The organism is Saccharothrix lopnurensis (assembly GCF_042658445.1).
GTDB lineage: Bacteria > Actinomycetota > Actinomycetes > Mycobacteriales > Pseudonocardiaceae > Actinosynnema > Actinosynnema lopnurensis.
In genome coordinates, this window is record NZ_JBHSQO010000020.1 from 71,808 (window position 1) to 92,886 (window position 21,079).

The 21,079-nt window shown below is 72.7% G+C and carries 17 protein-coding genes; 7 read left to right on the forward strand and 10 right to left on the reverse strand.

Annotated elements, in window-relative coordinates; all coding sequences use genetic code 11:
• Positions 1-10 precede the first annotated feature (10 nt).
• Entirely contained in the window at positions 11-949 is a 939-nt protein-coding gene (locus tag ACFP3R_RS20560; RefSeq protein WP_380637961.1) for an oxidoreductase, read from the reverse strand.
• A gap of 51 nt (positions 950-1,000) precedes the next feature.
• Positions 1,001-1,981 carry a patatin-like phospholipase family protein gene (locus tag ACFP3R_RS20565; protein ID WP_380637963.1) on the reverse strand — a complete coding sequence of 327 codons (981 nt, stop codon included), beginning with the start codon at positions 1,979-1,981 and terminating at the stop codon, positions 1,001-1,003.
• A gap of 202 nt (positions 1,982-2,183) precedes the next feature.
• Here ACFP3R_RS20565 and ACFP3R_RS20570 point away from each other — a divergent pair, with 202 nt between their 5' ends.
• Positions 2,184-2,753 carry a TetR/AcrR family transcriptional regulator gene (locus ACFP3R_RS20570; RefSeq protein ID WP_380637965.1) on the forward strand — a complete coding sequence of 190 codons (570 nt, stop codon included), beginning with the start codon at positions 2,184-2,186 and terminating at the stop codon, positions 2,751-2,753.
• Positions 2,754-2,823: 70 nt separating this feature from the next.
• Here ACFP3R_RS20570 and ACFP3R_RS20575 read toward each other — a convergent pair whose 3' ends face one another.
• The 6 genes from ACFP3R_RS20575 to ACFP3R_RS20600 form a co-directional block, all read right to left on the reverse strand.
• Positions 2,824-3,492, reverse strand: a complete 669-nt coding sequence (locus ACFP3R_RS20575) for a GntR family transcriptional regulator (protein ID WP_380637967.1) — start codon at positions 3,490-3,492, stop codon at positions 2,824-2,826.
• A gap of 105 nt (positions 3,493-3,597) precedes the next feature.
• On the reverse strand, positions 3,598-4,599 hold the full coding sequence (locus tag ACFP3R_RS20580; protein WP_380637969.1) for a proline racemase family protein: 1,002 nt from the start codon (positions 4,597-4,599) through the stop codon (positions 3,598-3,600).
• A 1-nt stretch (position 4,600) separates the two neighbouring features.
• Positions 4,601-5,533, reverse strand: coding sequence for a dihydrodipicolinate synthase family protein (locus tag ACFP3R_RS20585; protein ID WP_380637970.1), 933 nt, complete (start codon positions 5,531-5,533; stop codon positions 4,601-4,603).
• A complete protein-coding gene (locus tag ACFP3R_RS20590) occupies positions 5,530-6,930 on the reverse strand; it encodes an FAD/NAD(P)-dependent oxidoreductase (RefSeq protein ID WP_380637972.1) in 1,401 nt (466 codons plus the stop codon). The genes ACFP3R_RS20585 and ACFP3R_RS20590 overlap by 4 nt, the downstream gene beginning before the upstream one ends.
• A complete protein-coding gene (locus ACFP3R_RS20595) occupies positions 6,923-7,180 on the reverse strand; it encodes a 2Fe-2S iron-sulfur cluster-binding protein (RefSeq protein WP_380637974.1) in 258 nt (85 codons plus the stop codon). Before ACFP3R_RS20595 ends, ACFP3R_RS20590 begins: the two co-directional genes overlap by 8 nt.
• On the reverse strand, positions 7,180-8,367 hold the full coding sequence (locus ACFP3R_RS20600) for an NAD(P)/FAD-dependent oxidoreductase (RefSeq protein WP_380637976.1): 1,188 nt from the start codon (positions 8,365-8,367) through the stop codon (positions 7,180-7,182). Before ACFP3R_RS20600 ends, ACFP3R_RS20595 begins: the two co-directional genes overlap by 1 nt.
• A 552-nt stretch (positions 8,368-8,919) precedes the next feature.
• On the opposite strand from ACFP3R_RS20600, the gene ACFP3R_RS20605 reads away from it, so the two are divergent.
• Both ACFP3R_RS20605 and ACFP3R_RS20610 read left to right on the forward strand, forming a co-directional pair.
• Entirely contained in the window at positions 8,920-12,921 is a 4,002-nt protein-coding gene (locus tag ACFP3R_RS20605) for a golvesin C-terminal-like domain-containing protein (RefSeq protein WP_380637977.1), read from the forward strand.
• 7 nt (positions 12,922-12,928) lie between these two features.
• A complete protein-coding gene (locus tag ACFP3R_RS20610; RefSeq protein WP_380637978.1) occupies positions 12,929-13,189 on the forward strand; it encodes a hypothetical protein in 261 nt (86 codons plus the stop codon).
• 22 nt (positions 13,190-13,211) lie between these two features.
• Here the strand turns inward: ACFP3R_RS20610 and ACFP3R_RS20615 are convergent, their stop codons facing one another.
• Entirely contained in the window at positions 13,212-14,714 is a 1,503-nt protein-coding gene (locus ACFP3R_RS20615) for an MFS transporter (protein WP_380637980.1), read from the reverse strand.
• 57 nt (positions 14,715-14,771) lie between these two features.
• Positions 14,772-15,668, reverse strand: a complete 897-nt coding sequence (locus tag ACFP3R_RS20620) for an ABC transporter substrate-binding protein (protein ID WP_380637982.1) — start codon at positions 15,666-15,668, stop codon at positions 14,772-14,774.
• 193 nt (positions 15,669-15,861) lie between these two features.
• Here ACFP3R_RS20620 and ACFP3R_RS20625 point away from each other — a divergent pair, with 193 nt between their 5' ends.
• Genes ACFP3R_RS20625 through ACFP3R_RS20640 form a run of 4 tightly spaced genes read left to right on the forward strand, consistent with a single transcriptional unit; the run spans position 15,862 to position 21,074 of the window.
• Positions 15,862-17,484 carry an ABC transporter substrate-binding protein gene (locus ACFP3R_RS20625; RefSeq protein WP_380637984.1) on the forward strand — a complete coding sequence of 541 codons (1,623 nt, stop codon included), beginning with the start codon at positions 15,862-15,864 and terminating at the stop codon, positions 17,482-17,484.
• Positions 17,485-17,533: 49 nt separating this feature from the next.
• Complete coding sequence (locus ACFP3R_RS20630) at positions 17,534-18,556, forward strand: ABC transporter permease (RefSeq protein WP_380637985.1); 1,023 nt, start codon at positions 17,534-17,536, stop codon at positions 18,554-18,556.
• Positions 18,553-19,428 (forward strand): ABC transporter permease, encoded by an 876-nt coding sequence (locus ACFP3R_RS20635; protein ID WP_380637986.1) that lies wholly within the window; start codon positions 18,553-18,555, stop codon positions 19,426-19,428. The genes ACFP3R_RS20630 and ACFP3R_RS20635 overlap by 4 nt, the downstream gene beginning before the upstream one ends.
• The gene (locus ACFP3R_RS20640; RefSeq protein WP_380637988.1) at positions 19,425-21,074 is read left to right on the forward strand and encodes an ABC transporter ATP-binding protein; all 1,650 of its coding nucleotides are present in this window, start codon (positions 19,425-19,427) and stop codon (positions 21,072-21,074) included. The genes ACFP3R_RS20635 and ACFP3R_RS20640 overlap by 4 nt, the downstream gene beginning before the upstream one ends.
• Positions 21,075-21,079: the final 5 nt, after the last annotated feature.

Here is a 21,079-nt window from a genome sequence, read left to right on the forward strand (position 1 = left end):
CGGCGCGGGGTCAGAGGTCGAACCGGGTGCCGGTGAGGTGTTCGCTCTCCCGCCACAGCCGTGCACCTTCGGCGAGGTCGTCGGCGCCGCGGGGCAGGCGGAGGCGCCGGGGCGTGCCCGAGGTCTGGTCCCGACCCGCCGGACCGTAGAAGCCGCCGGCGGTGACGTCGGGGTGGGTGGCCGCGTACAGCGAGGGCCAGGCCGCGCCCTCGGGTGATCCCATGGCGACGCGGCGGGTGAGCGCGATGACGCCGCGGGTGAGCAGGCCCTGGTTGTGCCGTTGCAGGTTGGTCATCGCCGCGCCGGGGTGCACCGCGACCGGGAGGATGCCGGTGCCGTCGAGTCGGCGGGCCAGTTCGGCGGTGAACACGACGTTGGCGCGCTTGGACTTCGCGTAGGCCCGCATCGCGCCGTAGCGCCGCTCGCTCATCAGGTCGTCCAGCCGGCCGATCCGCCAGTTCGCGGCCACGGCGCTGACGGTGACGACGCGGGCGGCCGGTGCGCGCCGCAGCGCGGGCAGCAGTCCGGCGGTCAGGGCGAAGTGCCCGAGGTGGTTCGTGCCGAAGGTCAGCTCGAACCCGTCGGTGGTGGTCCGCCGCTCGGGGATGTTCATCACGCCGGCGTTGTTGACCAGCAGGTCGATCCTCCGCGACGCCGTGCCGCGGGTCGTCGAGGCGATCGACGCCAGTGATCCCAGGTCCAGCACGGCGGTCTCGACGGCCGCGGCGGGGTGGCCGTCGCGCAGTTCGGCGGCGGCGCGGTCCAGCCTGTCCTGGTCGCGGCCGGCGAGGACGACCTCGGCGCCGTGGCGCACGAGCACCCGGGCGGTCTCCAGGCCGATGCCGCTGTTGCCGCCGGTGATGAAGGCGGTGCGGCCGGTCAGGTCGCCGATCAGGTCCGGGGTCCAGTGGCCGGTGGGGTGGTGCCGGGGCGGGGTTGCGGTGTTCACGGGACTACTCCAGTCGGTGGCGGTGAGGGGAGGGGTGTTCGGCGTGGTGGGTCAGGGGTGCAGCACAGCGGTGACCGCCGGGACGGCGACCGCCGCGTCGCGCAGGCCGAGTTCTGCGGCGCGGGGTCGCAGCGCGGGGTCGAGGGCTTCGCGGATGATCTCCTCCGATCCCTCGCCGCCGGTGATCCGGACGACCCGCAGACCGCCTGCCTCCAGCTCGTCGAGCGCGGCCTCCTCGACGGTGTTGGACAGGTTCGGCGTCGGCATCCCGATGTAGACGATCGCGTCCAAGCCCTTCTCCGCGACCAGGGCGGCGGAGAAGGAGGTGCGCGGCGCGTCCGTGTAGTGCCGTCCGCCGATCTCCACGGTGGGCAGGAATCCCGGAACCGCGGCGGAGGACGCGACGGCGGCAGCCAGGGCGACGCCGTCCGTGCTTTTCCACAGGACGGTCTCACCGGTCTCGGCGTTCACCGACGTGGGGCGGAAGTCCAGCGCGGGCCAGTCGGGACCGGGCAGCATGGTGGACACGTAGCCCACGAAGTCGGCTCCGGAGATGGGCGTGCGCGCCTTCATCGCCAACTCGCCGACCCGGCGGCCGCGTTCCTCGATGGTCCCCTCGGTGGCGCCCAGCGCCGCGATGATCTCCGGCGGGATCGCGGTCATCCCCTCGCCGGCGGGCAGGGGTGCCGTGGCGACCTCGCCCCTGCGTTCCCGCTCGACGAGCCCGGCGAGGTCGAGCCCGGCGCTGAAGTAGCTGCCCGCGAGCGCACCCGCGGAGGTGCCGACCACGACGTCGACGGCCGCCGGGGTCAACCCGGCCTCGGCAAGACCCGAGAGGACCCCGGTCTGCCAGGCGATACCGGTTTCCCCGCCGCCGCCGAGCACGACGCCCACCCTCGGACGCCCGGCGACCTGCGCCACCGCGTCGCCGGGCGCCGCCTGGTCCGCGGCGGTCGACGAGCAGCCCGTGACCAGTGCCGCCGTGACCGCGAGTACCGCGGCGGTGGACCGCAACCGGGAGTTCCCGCTCATCTTCGCTCTCTCTTCCCTCGGCACAACCGGCCGGCTCTCTACTGACCGGTTGGTTGGAAACCTAAACGGCGGACACGCGATAGTCAACTGTCCGGTTAGTTAGCTGTCCTCAACCGCGACCGGCAAGGAACGGGCCCGCCCCTGAGCTGGTGTTTTGCCGGACCAGTATCATCCAACCGGTTAGTGAGGTAAGTTCGCCGTCATGGCACGAGACGCGGAGGCCACTCGGCGGAGGCTGCTCACCGCCGCTGCCGACGAGTTCGCCGCCCACGGCATCGCCGGTGCCCGCGTCGACCGGATAGCCACCGCCGCGGGCAGCAGCAAGGCGCAGATCTACCACTACTTCGGCAGCAAGGAGCGGCTCTTCGACGCCGTCCTGGTCGGCGTCGTCAGCCGGGCCGTCACCGAGGTGCCGATCGACGTCGACGACCTGCCCGCCTACGCCGGCAGGCTGTTCGACCACTACGAGGACGACCCGCGGATCGCCCGCCTGGCGATCTGGTGCAGTGTGGAACGGGCGGTCCGGGCGGAGCGGCTCGACGCGCTCTCCACGGCCGTCGAGGACGAGCTGTCCCTGATCCGACGCGCCCAGGCGACGGGTTCGCTGACTTCGACCCGGCAGGCGGTCGACCTGCTCAACCTCGTGCTGCACATGTCGTTGCTCTGGGCCCTCGTCCTCCCGGAACTCGAAGACCGGATCTCGCGCACCTCACGAGCACACCGGCGGCAGGTGATCACCGACGCGGTCGCGACGATGCTCGTCCCGACCTGAGGGGGAAGGCTTCCGGTCGGCGCGGCGAGCCCGTCGCGGTGCCGGGCGGCTTCGGCGAACGCACCCGGTCTCAGTCCTCGGGATTGCCGCTCCACCAGCCGAGCACGTGGCCGATGTGGTCGGTCAGCAGCGCTTCCGCCCCGCGCCCGTCCCCGGCCTCCAGGAGGTCGACCAGGCTGTGGTGCTCCGCCGCCGACCTGGCCAGTTCGGTCGTGCCGACCATGCCGGCCAGCCCCACCATGCGGGTCTGCTGGCGCAGGTCCGCCACGATCGCGACGAGCCTGCGGTTGCCGTGCAGCTCCAGCAGGCGCAGGTGGAAGTCCAGGTCGGCGGCCAGGTAGGCGGCCAGATCAGCCGCCGCGGCGGCGTCCACTATCGCCTGGGCCTTGACCCGCAGCCCGGCCACCGCCGAGGGCTGCACCGTCCTGGCGATCTCGCGCATCGGCGGCGCCTCCAGCTGCTGGCGCAGCCGCACGATCTCCCAGAGGTCCTGCTCACCGACCTCGGTGATCCGGAAACCCTTGTTGCGCACCACATCGACGAACCCGCGCTTCTGGAGGTTGAGCATGGCTTCCCGCACGGGCGTGGCGGAGACCCCGAAACGGGCGGCCAACGTCGGCGCGGTGACCAGGGTCCCCGGTGCCAGCTCCCCCGAGACGATGGCTGCGGCGACCGCGTCCTCCACCGTGCCGCGCAGGCTCGCGCCCGCGGCGACCGGGCTGATGGTCGACGGCCTCACCTCTGCGGCCTCCCCCTGTCGTGGGCGCGTGCGCCTCGTGGTGCCATGTCACACAGCACCGAACCCTACCGGCAAGGGGCGGTCGGGAGCGCGGTGCCCGCCCCGTCAGAACTCGAAACCCGCCGGGTACGGGTCGGTCGGGTCGAGCAGGTACTGCCCCACGCCGGTGATCCAGGCGCGGCCGGTGACGGTCGGCACCACCGCGGGCCGCCCGCCGACGGTCGTCTCGGCCACCAGGCGACCGGTGAACCGGCTGCCGATGAAGGACTCGTTGACGAAGTCCCGCCCCAGCGGCAGCTCGCCGCGCGCGTGCAGCTCGGCCATCCGCGCGGACGTGCCGGTGCCGCACGGCGAGCGGTCGAACCAGCCGGGGTGGATGGCCATGGCGTGCCGCGAGAGCCGCGCGTCCGAGCCCGGCGCGAGGAACTCCACGTGGTGGCAGTGGTCGACGCCCTCGATCTCCGGGTGTTCCGGCGGCGCGGAGGCGTTGACGGCGTCCATGATCGCCAACCCGGCGGCGAGGATGTCGCCCTTCCGGGCGCGGTCGAACGGCAGCCCGACCTGGTCGAGGTCGACCACCGCGTAGAAGTTGCCGCCGAACGCCAGGCTGTAGCGGACCGCGCCGAGCCCCGGCACCTCCACCACCTCGTCGAGGCGGTCGCAGTACGACGGGACGTTGCGCAGGGTCACGCTGTCGGCGTGCCCGTCGCGGACCGCCACCTCGACCTCCACCAGCCCGGCCGGGGTGTCCAGCCGGATCGTGGTCACCGGCTCGGTCACCTCGACCATGCCGGTCTCGACCAGGACCGTGGCGACCCCGATCGTGCCGTGCCCGCACATCGGCAGGCAGCCGGACACCTCGATGTAGAGCACGCCGAAGTCCGCGTCGGGGCGCGTGGGCGGCTGGAGGATCGCGCCGCTCATCGCCGAGTGGCCGCGCGGCTCGTTGACCAGCAACCGCCGCACGTGGTCGAGGTGCTCGACGAAGTGCAGCCGTCGCTCGTTCATGGTGGCGCCGGGGACGACGCCGACGCCACCGGTCACCACGCGGGTCGGCATCCCCTCGGTGTGCGAGTCGACGGCGGAGAACATCCGCGACGCGCGCACCTCAGACCACCTCGACGGCGCGCAGCGCCTCGATGCCGGTGACGGCCCGGCGCAGGTCCGCGCGCACCCGCGTGGCGTGCTCGGCGGTGAGCGGGCCGCGCGGCGGGCGGCACGGTCCGCCGTAGCGGCCGACCTCGTCCATGCAGAGCTTGATGGCCTGCACGAACTCGGTACGCGAGTCCCAGCGGAACAACGCGACGAGGCGTTCGTACAGCTGCCTGGCCTCGGTGAGGCGGCCCGCGAGCATGTGCTCGTAGAGGGTGACGGACTCGGCGGGGAAGACGTTGGGGAAGCCCGCGAACCAGCCGACGGCGCCGTCGGCCACCAGCTCGAAGAGCACATCGTCGGCGCCGGCGACCACGTCGATGTCGCACAGCTCGGCGATCTCGAAGACCCTGCGCACGTCGCCGCTGAACTCCTTGACGGCGCGGACGTTGGGCAGCCCGGCGATCTCGGCGACCAGTTCCGGCACGAGGTCGACCTTGGTGTCGACCGGGTTGTTGTAGATCATGACGGGCAGACCGACCTCGTCGATCCTGGTGTAGTGCTCGACGACCTGCGCGCGGTCGGCCCGGTACATCGTCGGCGGCAGGGCGAGCAGGCCGTGGGCGCCGTCCTCGGCGGCCAGCTCCGCCCAGTGCCTGGCCTGGTGCCAGCCGGGACCGTGCACGCCCGCCACGACGACGCCGCGGTCACCGACCGCCTCGACGGCGACCCTGACGACCTCGCGGCGCTCGGCGTCGGTCAGCGCGGAGTACTCCCCGAGCGAGCCGTTGGCGCCGATGCCGTCGCAGCCGTTGGCCATCAGCCAGTCGCAGTGCTCGGCGTAGCGGTCGTAGTCGACCTCCAGGCCGGCGGGCGCGGCGGGGTTCTCCTTGAACGGCAGGGCGGTGGCGACGACGACGCCGCGCAGGGACGGCGGTCCGGAACTCATGGGACGTCCTCTCGGTTGCCGGTGCGGTTGTGGTCGGCCAGCTCACCGAGGCGCAGCGGCACGGCGATGGGCCGGTTGGCGGTGCGACCCGGGTCGAGCACGCCGGCGAGCAGGTCCTCGACGGCCGGGCCGCAGGTGCGGCCCTGGCACAGGCCGAGGCCGGCGCGGGTGGTGAGCTTGAGCGAGCGCAGCCCCCTGGACCGGGTCGCCCCGGCGGCCCGGCGGAGGGTTCCGGCGGTGACGTCCTCGCAGCGGCAGACCACGGTGGCGTCGTCCAGCCAGGACCGCCAGCCCGGTCCGGTGGCGTGGGCGGCGGAGAGCCGGGTGGCGAACTCGCGGAAGACCGCGCGGCGGCGCAGTGCGGCGGGCGCGGGCTCTCCCCCGGCGGCGACGGCCCCGGCCACCAGGCCCTCGGCCAGCGCCAGGTCGACACCGCCGACACCGCCCAGCTCGCCCGCGGCGAGGACGCCGGGCACGGAGGTCCGCTGCCGGTGGTCGACCTCGACGGCGCCGTCCCCGCCGAGCGCGCAGCCCGCCGTGATGGCGAGTTCGGCGCGCGGCAGGAAACCGTGGCCGACGCACACGGCGTCGACCTCGACCCGCCGCCCGGTGCCGGCGACCGGCGACCAGTCGGGGTTCAGCCGGGCGACGGTGACGGCCTCGACGCGGTCGGCGCCGTGGGCGGCGACGACGGCCGCGCCCGACCGGTAGGGGATGCGGTGGGCGGCGAGCACCCGCAGGTAGCCCGCCAGCTCGACGGCCTTGCCGCCGGTGGCGGCCAGTCGCCACGGCTCGGCGCCCCAGCCCCGCACCAGCCGCGCGGGGCCGGACGCCTCGACCACGCCGACGACCCGCGCGCCGACGCCGACCAGGCCGGCCGCGACGGGCAGCAGGAACGGGCCGGAGCCCGCGACGAGGACGCGGCGGCCGACGGCCACCCGCTCGCCCTTGGCCAGCGCCTGCGCGGCGCCCGCGGTGACGACGCCGGGCAGGTCCCAGCCGGGGAACGGCAGGGTCCGCTCCTGCGCGCCGGTGGCGAGCACGAGCGCCGCGGGGTCGAAGGCGCGGTGGGCGCGGGTCTGCCCGTCGACCTCGCCGATGAGGGCGTGCACGAGCGGGGGCCTGCCGTCGCGGCGGTCGACGGACCACACGTGGGCGTTCGTGACGACCTCGCAGCCGGGGTCGCGCAGCAGGGCGGCGCGCAGGTCCGAGAAGCGCGGCCGGCCGCGGTGCCGCTCCCCGGGGTCGGCGTGCCGGCCGGGCGGGTGCCGCCAGTACTGGCCGCCGACGTCGTCGTCCGCTTCGAGGAGGACGACCCGCTCCGCGCCGTGGCGGCGGGCGGTGAGCGCGGCGGCCATCCCGGCGGGTCCGCCGCCGACCACCAGGACGTCAGGCACGGTCGTCCTCCTGGAGCTCGACGCGGTCGCCGTCGGCCGCGCGGCGGCGGCAGGCGCGCACGTCGCGCAGGCCGTTGACGGTGACGACGCAGTCGAAGCAGGTGCCGATGCCGCAGAACACGCCCCGGGGGCGGCCCGTGCGGGTGCGGCGCCAGGAGGTGCGGCCGGTGGCCAGCAGGAGCGCGGCGATGCTCTGGCCCGCGACGCCCCGGACGGGGGTCCCGTCGACCTCGATGTGGATCTGCGTCATCAGGCGGCCCTTCCGAGGTGCGGGAGCAGGGTCGGGCGGTCCAGGCGGAACTCGTCGGCCAGCGGGTCCCGCCCGCCGCGCAGGACCTGGTCGCGCAGGATCTCGGCGGTGGCCAGGCTCAGGCCGATGCCCGCCCCCTCGTGGCCGGTGGCGTGCCACAGGCCGGGCAGCCGGTGGTCGGGGCCGATCACGGGCAGGTGGTCGGGGACGAACGGGCGGAAGCCGCCGTAGGCGCGCATGACCTGGGCGTCGGCGAGGAAGGGGAACAGCAGCAGCGCCTTGGCGGCGAGGGCGGAGAGCACCCCGGTCCCGATCCGCTCGTCGAACCCGCGCCGCTCGCGGGAGGAGCCGATGAGGACGGTGCCCGCCGCCGTCGACTCGACCACGCCGGAGACCCGCAGGTCGGCCGCGTCGGAGCCGACCGCGCCCACGTAGTCGGCGTCGTAGACCTTGTGCCGCACCCGCCGGGGCATCCGGGAGGTGACCAGCACGGTGCCCCGGCGGGGCGCGACCGGCAGCACGACCCCCAGCCGCCGCGCGACCGCGCCGGACCAGGGACCGGCGGCGAGCACGACCGCGTCGGCGGGCAGCACGCCGGCCGTGGTCACGACCCCGACCACCCTGCCCCCGTCGAGCACCGATCCGGTGACCTCGACGCCCTGGAGCACCCCGGCGCCGTGGCGGCGGGCGGCGGCGAGCAGCGCCTCGGTGGCGATGACGGGCTGCACCTGCATGTCCTCGGGGTAGAACACGGCGGCGGTGTGGTGCGGGGTGAGGTCGGGTTCGAGTTCGCGGACGCGGTCGCCCCCGATCGCCTCGGCCCGGACCCCGACGGCGCGGTGGGCGGCGGCGAACCCCCGGAGCGCCGCGGCGCCCGCCTCGGTGGTGGCGACGACGAGGCCGCCCTTGCGCTCCAGCTCCAGGTTCGGGAAGTCGGGGGGCAACTCGTCGCGCAGCTCGTCCTCGAGGCGCAGCCAGCAGGCGAGCGAGCGCTGCGCCAGTCGGAGCTCGGCACCGGGCTCCTTGTCGGAGACCAGCAGGTTCCCCTCGCCACTGGCGGAGGTGCCGCCGGCGCTGGGGCCGCGCTCGACGACGGTGACCGCGCAGCCCTCGCGGGCCAACGCGCGGGCGATCGCCGAACCGACGATGCCCGCGCCCACCACGACTACCCGGAGGGAGGGGGACACGTCAGTACCATGTCACATGGCACAGGGCTTGAGAAGTGGTCCGATGCGGTGGCCGCCCGTCGACGGCGAGGGTGCGGAACCGACCGGGGCCGCATGACGCGCCACCAGGAACAAAGACTTGCGAGGTGAGTGCGGGAACCCCCGTTCGGCCGTCTTGACGGTTCGCGTCGAGAACCACTAACGTTCGCGTCAAGCATTTCGCAAATTTTTCACGAACAGCTCCTGCGGAAACTTCCACGCGGGCCGGTGCGCACATCGGGCTCCTCTGTTCGAATACCTCGACACACGGTTCGTCATCTCCTGGGGGAATGGATGCGGCTTGTCAAAGCAATCGCGGTGACCGCTGCCTCGATACTGCTCGCGACCTCGCAGACCACGGCTTCCGCAGAGCCGGTTCCACCTCCGGAAATCACCACCTCCACCGACGAGAAGGCATCGGACACAACCGCGTCCATCGCCCCCGAGCAGCGGGCGGCCATTCTCGGAAAATCGTGGGAGCAGTCGCGCGACCGCGTGGTCGTGGGCAGCGGCGACAGCAACGGATTTCACCTGATGACCGCCGACGCCACCACCGGTTATCGTTGGGTGACCACAGCCACGCTGATCGAGCCGGCCTTCGAGACCGACGCCTGGATCGGCAACGTGTGCGTTACCGGCTCCGGTACGCGCGCGGTCGTCGTCTACGCGCCCCGCACCTTCACCAACCGCGCCGACCTGGCCGACCGCGGTGGCTTCGTCGCCGTCGTCGACCTCCCCACCGGCGCGGTGCGGAAGCTGCCGTTGCAGGTCAGCCTCGCGTACTTCAACCCCGGGTGCGGCCAGGGCGAGACCGCCGTGCTGACCCAGGGCACCGGCGAGGACCTCGACCGCACCCGGATCTTCGAACTCGACACCGACACCGGCCGGCTCGCCACGCCGATCGTCGTGCCCGGCCAGCTCACCTCGCCGGTGCCGACCCCCCACGGCATCGTCGCGGCCGACTCGGGCGCGCTCGTCCGGGTCGAGCGGAACGGCGAGCGCCGCGTCCTCGCGCCCGCGGTCGGCGTGCCGTTCCGCGTGGCCGCCGACGCCGACGGCGGTGTGGTGTTCATGCAGCAGGAGGAGGGCGACACCGCCTCGGTCCGGCGTGCGGTGGTCGCCGCGCGTGGCGTGGCCGAGGTCGAGACGCTCGCCACCGGCGGCCTGATGGACGTGAGCGTCACCAGCGGGCGGGGCGGCAGGGTGTTCGTGACCGGCCGCAAGACCACCGCGGTCGCCACCACCCCGCCCAACGTCGCGATCGTCGACATCACGACCGGCGCCACCCCTTCCCTCGACGGAGAGGTCGCGGTGACCTCCGTCAAGCGCGTCCACGCCGTCGACCCGAGGGCGCCGCGGGTCGACCCGCTGACCCCGCAACAGGTGGAGATCACCGCGAAGTCCCTCGTGACCGGTGCGGAGTTCACCCTCGCCGCGCTCGCGAAGGGGTCGGAGAACGAGGGGTCGGCGCTGAGCCCCGCGCTGGTCGAGGCCCGCGGTGACGACCTGGCCACCCGCGCCCTCGACGACGATCCCGCGGACGGCGACACCCGGTACTGCTCGGTCGCCCGCAACGACCCCCGCAACCAGGCGGTGCAGCCCAAGCCGAGGCAGGTGGAGTGGGCCGTCGACCAGGCGATCACCAACTCGCTCACCGTGTCGCGGCCGGCGAACTGGAAGAACCTGGGAATGCCGGCCTACACTCCCCAGGGGCTGTTCCCGCCGCGCGCGCTCACCGGCGGCGGCAGGGTTCCGGCACAGGTGATGCTCGGCATCACCGCACAGGAGTCGAACATGTGGCAGGCCGCCCGCTTCGCGGTGCCCGGCGTGACCGCGAACCCGCTGATCGGCAACTACTTCGGCATCGACTACTACAACGACAACTCCGGTGACGACTGGACGATCAACTGGGCCGACGCCGACTGCGGCTACGGCATCACCCAGATGACCGACGGGATGCGGTTGGCCGGCAAGACCAAACCGGGCGAGGTCGCCCTGCCGTACGACTCCCAGCGAGCCGTGGCGCTGGACTTCGCCGCGAACGTGGCGGCGGGCCTGCGCGTCCTCCAGGACAAGTGGAACCAGACCCGGGGCGCCAACCTCGTGGTCAACAACGGCGACCCGGCGCGGATCGAGAACTGGTTCTTCGCGGTGTGGGCGTACAACTCCGGTTTCCACCCCCAGTCCACCGCCGGCCAGAACGACGGGGCCTGGGGCGTCGGTTGGCTGAACAACCCGGTCAACCCGCGCTACCCGGCCAACCGGACGCCGTTCCTCGACGCCTCCTACGAGGACGCGGCCCACCCGCAGGACTGGCCGTACCCGGAGAAGGTGATGGGCTGGGCCGGTCACCCCATCGAGCTCATCGAGACCCCGGGCACGCTCGTCGCCGGCTACCGGCCGGCGTGGTGGCTCACCGAAACCGACCGCTGGCTGGTCAAGCCGCCGGTCAACCAGTTCTGCGACAGCAGCAACAACTGCGAGCCGGGCGCCCGGCACACCCCGAACGACCCCGAGGTGATCGGCGAGCCGGCCGGGCCGTGCGCGCACCGCAACGCCGCGGGCAGGTTCGACCTGAAGTGCTGGTACCACGCGTCCAACACCTGGAAGTCGAACTGCGCGACCACCTGCGGCAACGAGCTGCTGCGCTTCGAACCCGGCTACGCCTACCAGGACGACGCCACCAGCTACCCACCGGTGTGCTCGAACAGCGGACTGCCCGGCAACGCGCTCGTCGTGGACAACATCCCGCAGTCGGTGCCGGCGGTCCGGCCGGGGTGCACGAGGTCGGTGAGCAACGGCACCTTCCGGTTCTCCTTCAGCGCGGCGTCGAACGGCACCTACCCGGGCAAGATCGACGTGCACCAGCTCGGCGCGGCCTACGGGGCGCACTTCTGGATGAGCAACACCCACCGCGACACCGCCCGGCGGGCGGTCGGGACGTGGCGGCTGGACCGCACGCACAACGGCCCGATGCGGCTCATGGCGCACGTCCCCGACCCGGGTGCCCGGACCCGCTCGGCCAACTACGAGGTCAACGCCGTGCGCGGCGGTGGCAGCCGGGTGGTCGACCAGGGCGTCGGCAGCGGCAACCGCTGGGTGAACATCGGCACGTTCATGTTCGACGGCGTCACCCCGACGGTCAGCCTCGGGAACGTCACCCCCGACGGCGACGGCAGCCAGCGGATCGCGTGGGACGCCATGGCGTTCATCCCGGTGCCCGGCACGTTCAAGGAGGAGAGCGTCGAGTCCGTGGCGGTGTTCGACGAGGACCAGAACATCGACACGGAGGCGCCCAGCTCCTGGCTGGCGGGTCCGCTCGCGAACCGGCAGTCGCTGCACGACTGGGGCAACTCGTCGAGTTCGAAGATCCTCGGGCTCGGCAGCTGCGCCGGCTCGCCCACGTCGGGCTGCGTGCCGGCGAACCTGCGGACCGCGATGACCGGCTGGCGCAACCAGGTGACCACGGCGGGCACCGATCCCACCAACCACCCGGACGGCACCAGCCTGGGCACGTGGATCGGCTTCGCCCAGCCGTACACCGACCGGCCCACGACGGACCAGCGGCCGGGGCACTTCGACAACGACGACCGCATCAAGATCCGGACCAAGGCCACGGTGACCTTCGTCGTCGGACCGGACGGCAGGATCGTCACCGGCAGCGAGTACGCCGTGTACGAGCACCGCACCGGCAACACGCACCTGCCGAAGTTCTTCATGGACTTCATGCGGGCGATCAACTCCGACTACGGCATCGCGCCGCCGGACCTGAGCTACACCATCCAGGACCTCAACACCCACAACGGCGTGTCGACCAGGGCCACCCCGACGTCCACGGGCATCCTGCCGGGCAGGGCCTACGCCTACGCCGGCAAGAAGCCGGTCCCGGTGGACTCGACCGGCGCGCCGTCGACGGACAACGCGGTCTGCGTCGCGGCGATCACGGTGTCCGGCGGGTCCATCGGCTACCGCCCGATGCTCGGCAACTCCGGCCCGGTGGACAACATGGAGGCGTGGGTGAACCGGCTGGAGGGCGACTCCCGCGTGCCGGACGACGTCGCCGACCTGGCGGAATCGGTCCGGGAGATGTTCTTCGACGACGGTGTGCTCGTCGGCGCCGAGTCCAGCATCTTCACCCAGGCCCCGCCGATCTGGCAGGAGCTCAACTTCAAGGCGTGCGCCGACGGTTCCATCCAGAAGGTCGTGGACCGGCCACTGCTCCGGGCGAGTTGGATGCCCGACCAGTACCTGTACCACAACGGCAGGGCGATGAACCTGAACGGCGGGTTCTCCAACAGCAACCAGCCGGTCTGGCGCGGTGACTTCAAGAAGTTCAGCGCGCTGCCCGACCCGAACCAGACGTTCCCGCTGTGGCCGAACCCGTACGGGCCGTGCGACGCCGCGACGGACAGGTCGGGCAACCCCTGGAACATCACGGCGGCACCGCCCCAGGACCCGGGAACCAACCCCGCCAGGGCGCACTTCTGCCTGGACCGGAACCTGGCCACCGACCCGTCGCACAGTTGGGGCCAGTGAGCCGCGCATGGTCGTCATCGCACTGCTGGTGCTCATCGCCGTCGCGTCCGTGGCGATCGCGGCGCTGAGGATAGGGGGCCCGCGAACGAGGGCGGCGTTCCTCCTGCTGCACGTGGTGGTGTCGGTGGTGTTGATCGCCGTCCTCGACGGACCGCGGAACCTGTGGATCATCACCCTGGGACCGGGTTTGCTCGTGGCGGCGGTCCGCCTGGTCACCACGCTGGTCCGCCCGGGACGGGATCGGAGGGCGTCCGGCAGGTCGCGGTAGTCCTCGGCCGACGAACGCCCCGTTAGCGGCGCGGGAAGGACGAGCGCGAATTCGGAGGAGTCGCGACGGTGGCGTTCACCCCGTGGCGCGCCCGGTTCTGGCGGCGCAGGTCGACGGCCACGACGACGATCGCCGCGCACAGGAACAGGCAGGACACCGCGGTGGCCCGGTCGAGTGCGTCGCGGTGCAGCCGGGCGGGGGCGTCGGCCAGTGTGGAGCCCGCGCCGTAGATCGTCGAGTAGTACGCCATCGACGCGGTCGCGACACCGGTGCTGTTGCTGACGCGCTGGCCGAGTTGGCCGATCGCGCCCGCCGCGCTGCCCTGTGCGGGCGGGACGTCCACGAGGGTCATGGAGTGGTTGGGCGAGACCACCAGCCCGCCGCCGAGCCCCTGCACGAGTTGCAGCGCCGGGATGACCGCCAGCACGGCCGCGGTGGACAGGTCCGAGTGCGCCAACGCCACCGTGCCCAGGGTGCCGGCGAGCACCAGGAGCATGCCCGTGCCGGTCAGCAGCCGGCCGAGCCTGGTCACGTACCGGCCGCCGAGCCAGGCGCCCAGCACGGACGTGGCCGACGACGGCAGCACCACCAGGCCCGCCAGGAAGGGTGTGACGCCGCGGGCTTCCTGGAGGTAGACGGTCAGCGCGAGCGCGACGCCCGGCCCGGCGGCGAACCAGGTGAGGGAGACGAGCACGCCGTTGCGGAACGACGGGATGCGCAGCAGGGCCGGGTCGATCACGCCGGAGCGGCCTGCCGCGACGCGTCGCCGTGACCGGGTCGCGAACAGCGCCGCGAGCACGACCGCCGGGATCAGCGCGAGCCACCGCGCGCCGACGTCGGACGGGCGACCGGTGGTGAGGATGAACGGCGTCAGCAACGCGACCAGGGCGAGGCTGCCCAGCGCCAAACCGACCACGTCGATGTCCGGCGTGCGCCGCCCACCCTGGTCACGACCGACGGCGGGCAGCAGGGTGCGCACCGCGACGAGCAGGGCGATGCCCACCGGGACGTTCATCACGAACACGCCTCGCCAGCCCAGCAGCGGTGTGGTGACCAGCAGCCCGCCCAGGCTCGGGCCGAGCGCGGTCGCCAGGCTCACGCACATGCCGTAGACGCCGAACGCCCTGCCGCGTTCGGCCGCGGGGAACAGTTGCTGGACGATGCCCATCACCTGGGGCATGAGCAGTCCGGCGGCGACACCGAGCAGGGCGCGGCCCGTGATGACGAAGCCCGCGGTCGGCGCGACCGCGCACAGCACGCCGGCGGCCAGGTAGAGGTAGGTGCCCGCGTAGGCGAGCGCGAGTCGCCCGCCCGCGTCGCCGATGCGGCCCGCGGGGACCAGGGTGATGGCGAAGCAGACGACGTAGGCGGCCTGGATCAGCTGGATGCCCGCCGGTCCGGGCCGCAGGGCGCGCTCGATCGCGGGCACGGCGATCGACACCTTGTGGATGTCGAGCAGCAGGAAGCCGGCGGTGGTGCCGCACAGCAGCAGCACGGCCCGGCGGTTGACGACGGTGGTGGGCATGGCGGGACCGCACGACGGCGGCGCGACCGCTGATCGCGCCGCCGTGCGACGGCGTCCTCACGCCTCCTGGAGGATCTTGCCGGAGTCGACGAGCGCGCCGAACTCGTTGCCCGGGTCGATCAAGCCCCAGCTGGCCACCCAGTCCAGGGTCCGGTTGAAGTGGTCCTCCGGGTACGGGCCGGGGTGGACGTAGCGCAGCCGACCCGTCTTGAAGTCCTCCGGCACCAGCTCGGCGACCGGCGCCGCCTGCCTGATGAAGTGCTTCAGGTGCGGGCGGATGTCTTCGTGGATGCGGTCGACACCCCGCGTCACGGCCCGGTTGATCCTGGTGAAGGTCTCGGCGTCGAGGGAGTCGTTGGCGACTTCCGCACCGTAGTAGTGCGCCTCGGCGAGCACCTTGTAGCCCTGCTTCTCGGCGACGGTGATCCACGGCTCCATCACCGCGACGGCGTCGATGTCGCCGTCGCGCAGCGCCTCGAAGCGCTCCTTGCCCTTGATGCCGACCAGGTTGATGTCGTCGCGTCGCAGGAAGCCCTCCAGGGTCTGGAGCACCAGGTAGTGCGAGCCGTGGTGGAAGTTCACGCCGACCCGGACGCCGGCCAGGTCGCCGGGGACGTTGTACGGGGAGTCGGGGCGGACGATGATCGCCTGGCTGGCGACCGCGGCCCGGCGGGCCACCACCCTGCCGTTGACCTGGCTGTCCTGGGAGCGGCGCAGCTGGCCCCACTCGCAGGCGTTGTACAGCTGCGACGCGCCGGCCTCGAACAGCTTGAAGCTGCTGAACGACGAGACCTTGCGCGGGTCCTCGATGAACCGCAGCCCGGTTTCGTCGGAGGGCCGGTTGCGGATGAGTTCGACGTCCAGCCCCTCGTCGGTGAAGTAGCCCTCCTCCTCGGCCACGTAGTACGGCAGGTAGAAGACGGCGCTGGTCGCCTCGATCTTGATCTTCGGCATGAGATGTCCCCAAGTGCGTGCACTAGAACTTTCACGGTGGATGCCACCACACACTAGGTTTTTTGAGTGCTTTACCGTAGAAGTTTCATATAGCGGGACGCTATCCACTACGGGCGACGACAGCTCTACGGTTCTGGCACGCGCCGCCCGCGGGCGGCGCACGGGAGTTCCAGACGAGAGTGGGTCACCAACGATGAAGCGGCACCTCCGCGACGCGACCGGGCGCGTCCGGTCTTCCCGGGGCGCCAGCGCGGCGCTCGCCCTGTTGACGTCGGCCGGTCTCGTGCTCTCCGGCTGCGCCGCAGCCGGCGGCGGCGTGCGGGACGTGAGCAGCACGCCCGTCAGGGGCGGCGTGCTGAAGTACCGGGCCGCCGGGGGCGGCAAGTCGCTCGACCCCGCCACCACGACCGGCTACGGCCTGGCCGTGCCGCTGCGCGGCCTGGTCGACTCCCTGGTGTTCAACAACCCGGACGGCACGTTCGCACCGTGGCTCGCCACGAAGTGGGAGGTCAACGCCAACGCCACCAGGTACGCGTTCACGCTGCGCCAGGACGTCACGTTCAGCAACGGCGAGGAGTTCGACGCCGCCGCCGTCCGGAAGAGCTACCAGGCCCTGCGCGACGGCGGCGCCAAGTACGCCGTCGCCAACCAGTGGATCGGCGCGCTCGCGCAGATCACCACGCCCGACCCCTACACCGTCGTGTTCGACCTCGCCAAGCCGAACTCGTCGTTCCTCCAGGCGGTGTCCAGCACCGTGCTCGGCGTCGTGGCGCCCGCCACCGCCGCGCTGCCGTTCGAGAAGCGCCAGGAAGGTCTCGGCATCATCGGCTCCGGGCCGTTCGTGGCCGACGAGAGCCGGGGCGAGGAGGGCTACACGCTGGTCCGCCGGGACGACTACGCCTGGGCGCCGGAGCCCGCGGCGAACCGGGGAGCGCCGTACCTCGACAGGATCGAGGTGCACAACATCCAGGACAACAGCATCGCCGCGGCCGAGCTGCGCTCCGGCGGTCTCGACCTGCTGCACAACACCGAACCGGCGGACAAGACCGAGTTCTCCACCAGCCGGGAGATCACCATCCGGCGGGAACCGCTGCCGGGTTCGGCCCTCGGGTTCGCGGCCAACACCGAGGTCCCCGGCCTGGACGACGTGCGGGTCCGCCGCGCGCTGGCGCTGGCCGTCGACCGGGGCGCGGTGCTCAAGCGCGCCTCGGCGATCGACATCGCGCCCAAGGGCGCCTACACCGCGAGCAACCCGTACTTCACCGACCAGTCCGACAAGATCAGGACCGACGTCGCGGCGGCGGAACGCCTGCTCGACGAGGCGGGCTGGCGGCGGGACGCGGACGGCGTGCGGGCCAAGGCCGGCGCGCGGTTGTCCTTCGAGCTGGTCTACAGCCCGTCCACGGTCTCGCACGAGCCGAACATCGCCGTGGTGCAGTCGCAGTGGAGGGCCATCGGCGTCGAGCTGAAGTTCGGCAGCCTCACCCAGGCGGAGCTCAACCAGCGCCTGCAATCCGGCAACTACGCGTTCTCCTGGGGCTCGGGCACCCGGCCCGACGCCGACGTGCTGCGCTCCACCTACGCCGGCCTGGACGAGGAGCTGGACGAGGTCTTCGACCAGATCCTGGCCGAGCCCGACATCGCCGCGCGCAAGGCGCTCGCCGGCCGGGCCTCGGAGATCGTCCTCGACGAGGCGTACTACATCCCCCTCTACGACTTCATCCAGCCGCTCGCCCACCGCAACAGCACGCACCTGCCGCTGCTGGAGGCCACCCACATCCCGTGGCTCGGCGACGCCTGGACCGACCAGCGGTGACCGGGCAGGAGACCGTCACCGGCGGTCCACGACCCGTGGGGAGCCGACGATGAGCGAACCGGTCCCGTCCACCCGCACCGGTGCCGCGCGCGACCTCGGCCGCGTCGTGGCGGCCAAGCTCGCGCACGCCGTCGCGGTGATCTTCGCGGCGTACTCCGCGTCCTTCTTCCTGCTGTTCGTGCTGCCGGGTGACGCCGTGCTGGCCCGCGTCGGCACCACCGACACCATCGGCTCGGCCGACGTCGCCGACCTCGACCTGGACCTGCTCCGGGACGAGATCGGCCTGTCCGACAGCCTGTGGACCCAGTACCTCGACGGCCTGGCCGGGCTCGTGCGCGGCGACCTCGGCCGGTCGCTGATCACCGAGCAGCCGGTCACGGTCCTGCTCGGCGAGGTGCTGCCGAACACGATCACGCTGGCCCTCGCGTCACTGGCGCTCTCGGTGCCGCTCGGCTTCCTGCTGGCCGTGCTCGCCGTCAACCCCCGCGCGCGGGCGGTCCGCTCGCTGGCCTCGCTGGTCCCGTCGGCCTACGTGAGCCTGCCGGTGTTCTGGGTCGGCGTCCTGTTCATCTACTTCTTCTCCCTGACCCTGGGTTGGTTCCCGTCCAACGGCAGCCAGGGGTTCGCCTCGCTGGTGCTGCCCACGGCGGTGTTGGCGCTGCTCGGCGCCGCGCAGTTCGCCCAGGTGCTGATCAGCGGCCTGCGCACCGAGCTGGGCGCCACCTACGCGGCGGTCACCGCGCCCGCCAAGGGCGCGGGCCGCTTCCACACCCTCTACCGGCACTGCCTGCGCAACGCGTCGTTCCCGTTCCTGGCGGTGTTCGGCCTGCGGGTCGGGCAGCTGCTCGGGGGCACGGTCGTGGTCGAGGTCGTGTTCTCCCGCGTCGGGCTCGGCAGGCTGATGGTCGACTCGGTCAAGGCCGTCGACCTGACCGTCGTGCTCGGCCTGGTCGTGGTGCTGGCGGTCGCCTACGTGGCCGTCAACGCCCTGGTCGACATCGGGTACGTGCTGCTCGACCCACGTCTGCGCCGCCGTGCGGCGAACGCCGTCGCACAGGAGGTCCGGGCGTGACCGACACCATCGCCACCGCCGTCGTCGAACCCGTCCCCACCCTGCCGGGCACGTCCGCCCCGGTCCGGCGGCGGCGTCGGCGGCGGGTCCGTGAGCTGCACGTCCTGCTGGCGCTGTTCGCGTTCCTGGTGCTGGTCGCGCTCTTCCCGGGCCTGGTGACCTGGCACGACCCGTACGAGCTGGACGGACTGCCGTTCACCGCGCCGAACGGCGACTTCTGGTTCGGCACCGACGAGATCGGCCGCGACCTGTTCTCCCGGGTGGTGCACGGCCTGCGGATCTCGCTGTTCTCCTCGCTGCTCGCGGTCGTCGTGGCACTGGGGGTCGGCGTGGTGGTCGGCGTGCTGTCCGGGCTGCGGCCCGGTGGCCTGCTCGACCGCGGGCTCGGCATCCTCACCGAGGCGGTCATGGCCATCCCGGGCGTGCTGCTCGCCCTGGCGGTGATCACCACCTACGGGCGCGGCGCGTTCGTGGCGGCGATCGCCATCGGCGTCGGCGAGGCCACCGGGTTCGCCCGGCTGATCCGCGGCTGCGTGGTCCGCTCCGGCACGCTGACCTACGTCGAGGCGGCCCGCACGTGCGGCGCCGGTCCGCTGAGGGTGATCACCCGGCACGTGGTCCCGAGCATCCTGCACCCCGTGCTGTCCTACACCGCGCTGCACTTCGGCCTGGCCATGCTCGCCATCGGCTCGCTGAGCTACCTCGGCTTCGGCGAGGCCCCGCCGTCGGCGGAGTGGGGCGTGCTGATCGCGGGAGGCCAGAAGTACCTGGCGCACGCCTGGTGGGTCGCCATCGTCCCCGGCCTCGCGCTGACCTCCGTGGTCGTGCTGCTCAGCCGCATCGCCTACCTGTTCCAGGGAGACCGCGCATGACACCGCTCGTCCGCATCACCGACCTCACCGTCACCTACCGGCACGCGCGCGACGACACCGCGGACACCGCGCTGGACTCGGTCTCCCTGGACGTCCCCGAGGGCCAGGTGACCGCGGTGATCGGCGAGTCCGGCTCCGGCAAGAGCACCCTCGCGCACGCCGTCGTGCGCCTGTTGCCGCACAACGGCCACATCGCCGGCGGTCGCGTCGAGTTCGCCGGCGAGGACGTGCTCCGGCGCCGCGACGAGGACTTCCGCGCCCTGCGCGGCAGGCACATCGGGTTCGTGCCGCAGGACCCGATCGCCTCGCTCAACCCGACCAGGACGGTCGGCGCGCAACTGCGCGAGGCGTTCACGCTGGCCCGCTCCACCCTGTCACCGGACGAGGTCGGCGCGCGCATCCGGCAGGACCTGCACGACCTGGGGTTCGACGACCCGGACGCGGTGACGGGGCGCTACCCGCACGAGTTGTCCGGCGGCATGCGCCAACGGGTGCTGGTGGCCATCGCGTTCTCGCAGCGCCCCGAACTGGTGATCGCCGACGAGCCGACGAGCGCGCTGGACGTGCTGGTCGGCCGCGAGGTGCTGCGCGCCATCCACACCGCCCGCGCCAAGCACGGCACCACGGTCGTGCTCATCACCCACGACCTCGCCCTGGCCGGCCGCAACGCCCAGACGGCGGTCGTGCTGCACCGCGGCGAGGTCGTCGAGTCCGGCCCGATCGACGACGTCTTCGCCAACCCGCGGCACGACTACACCCGCGCCCTGCTGGCCAGTTCCCCACGGCTGTCGCGCGGCCGCGTGCTCAGCGTCGCGGAGGTCCACCTGCGGCGGCCGAACCAGGCGGTGGCGGACGAGGCGGTGGCGGACGAGGCGGTGGCGGACGAGGCCGCCGCACCACCGGTGATCGAGCTGGTCTCGGTGGCCAAGCGGTTCGGCACCGCGAGGCGCGGCACCCAGGCCGTGGACGACGTCTCCCTCGTCGTACCGCGCGGCACGACGTTCGCGCTGGTCGGCGAGTCCGGCTCGGGCAAGACGACCACCAGCAGGCTGATCCTCGGCCTGGAACGCCCGGACCGCGGTGTGGTGCGGGTGCTCGGCCGCGACGTGCCGTCCCTGCGGCGCGCCGAACTGCGCGCGCTGCGCCGTGACGTACAGGTGGTGTACCAGAGCCCGTTCGAGTCGCTCAACCCCCGGCTGTCCCTGCGCGACATCATCGGCGAGCCGCTGGCCTCCTTCCGGATCGGCACCCGCGCCGAACGCCGCGCCCGCGTGCGCGAACTCCTCGACCTGGTGCGCCTGCCGCAGTCCTACGAGGACCGCAAGCCGGACGAGCTGTCCGGCGGCCAACGGCAGCGCGTGGCCATCGCCAGGGCACTGGCGCCGCGCCCCGAGCTCCTCGTCCTGGACGAGCCGGTGTCCGCCCTGGACGCCACCGTCCAGGCACGGGTCCTGGACCTGCTCGTCGAGCTCCAGCGCGAGCTGAACCTGACCTACTTCCTGGTCACCCACGACCTCGCGGTGGTCGCGGACGTCGCCGCGCACGTCGCGGTCATGCGGTCCGGGCGCATCGTGGAGCACGGGCCCACGTCGGAGGTGGTCCTGACGCCGCGGCACGACTACACGCAGGCGCTGCTGGCCGGGTGAACCCC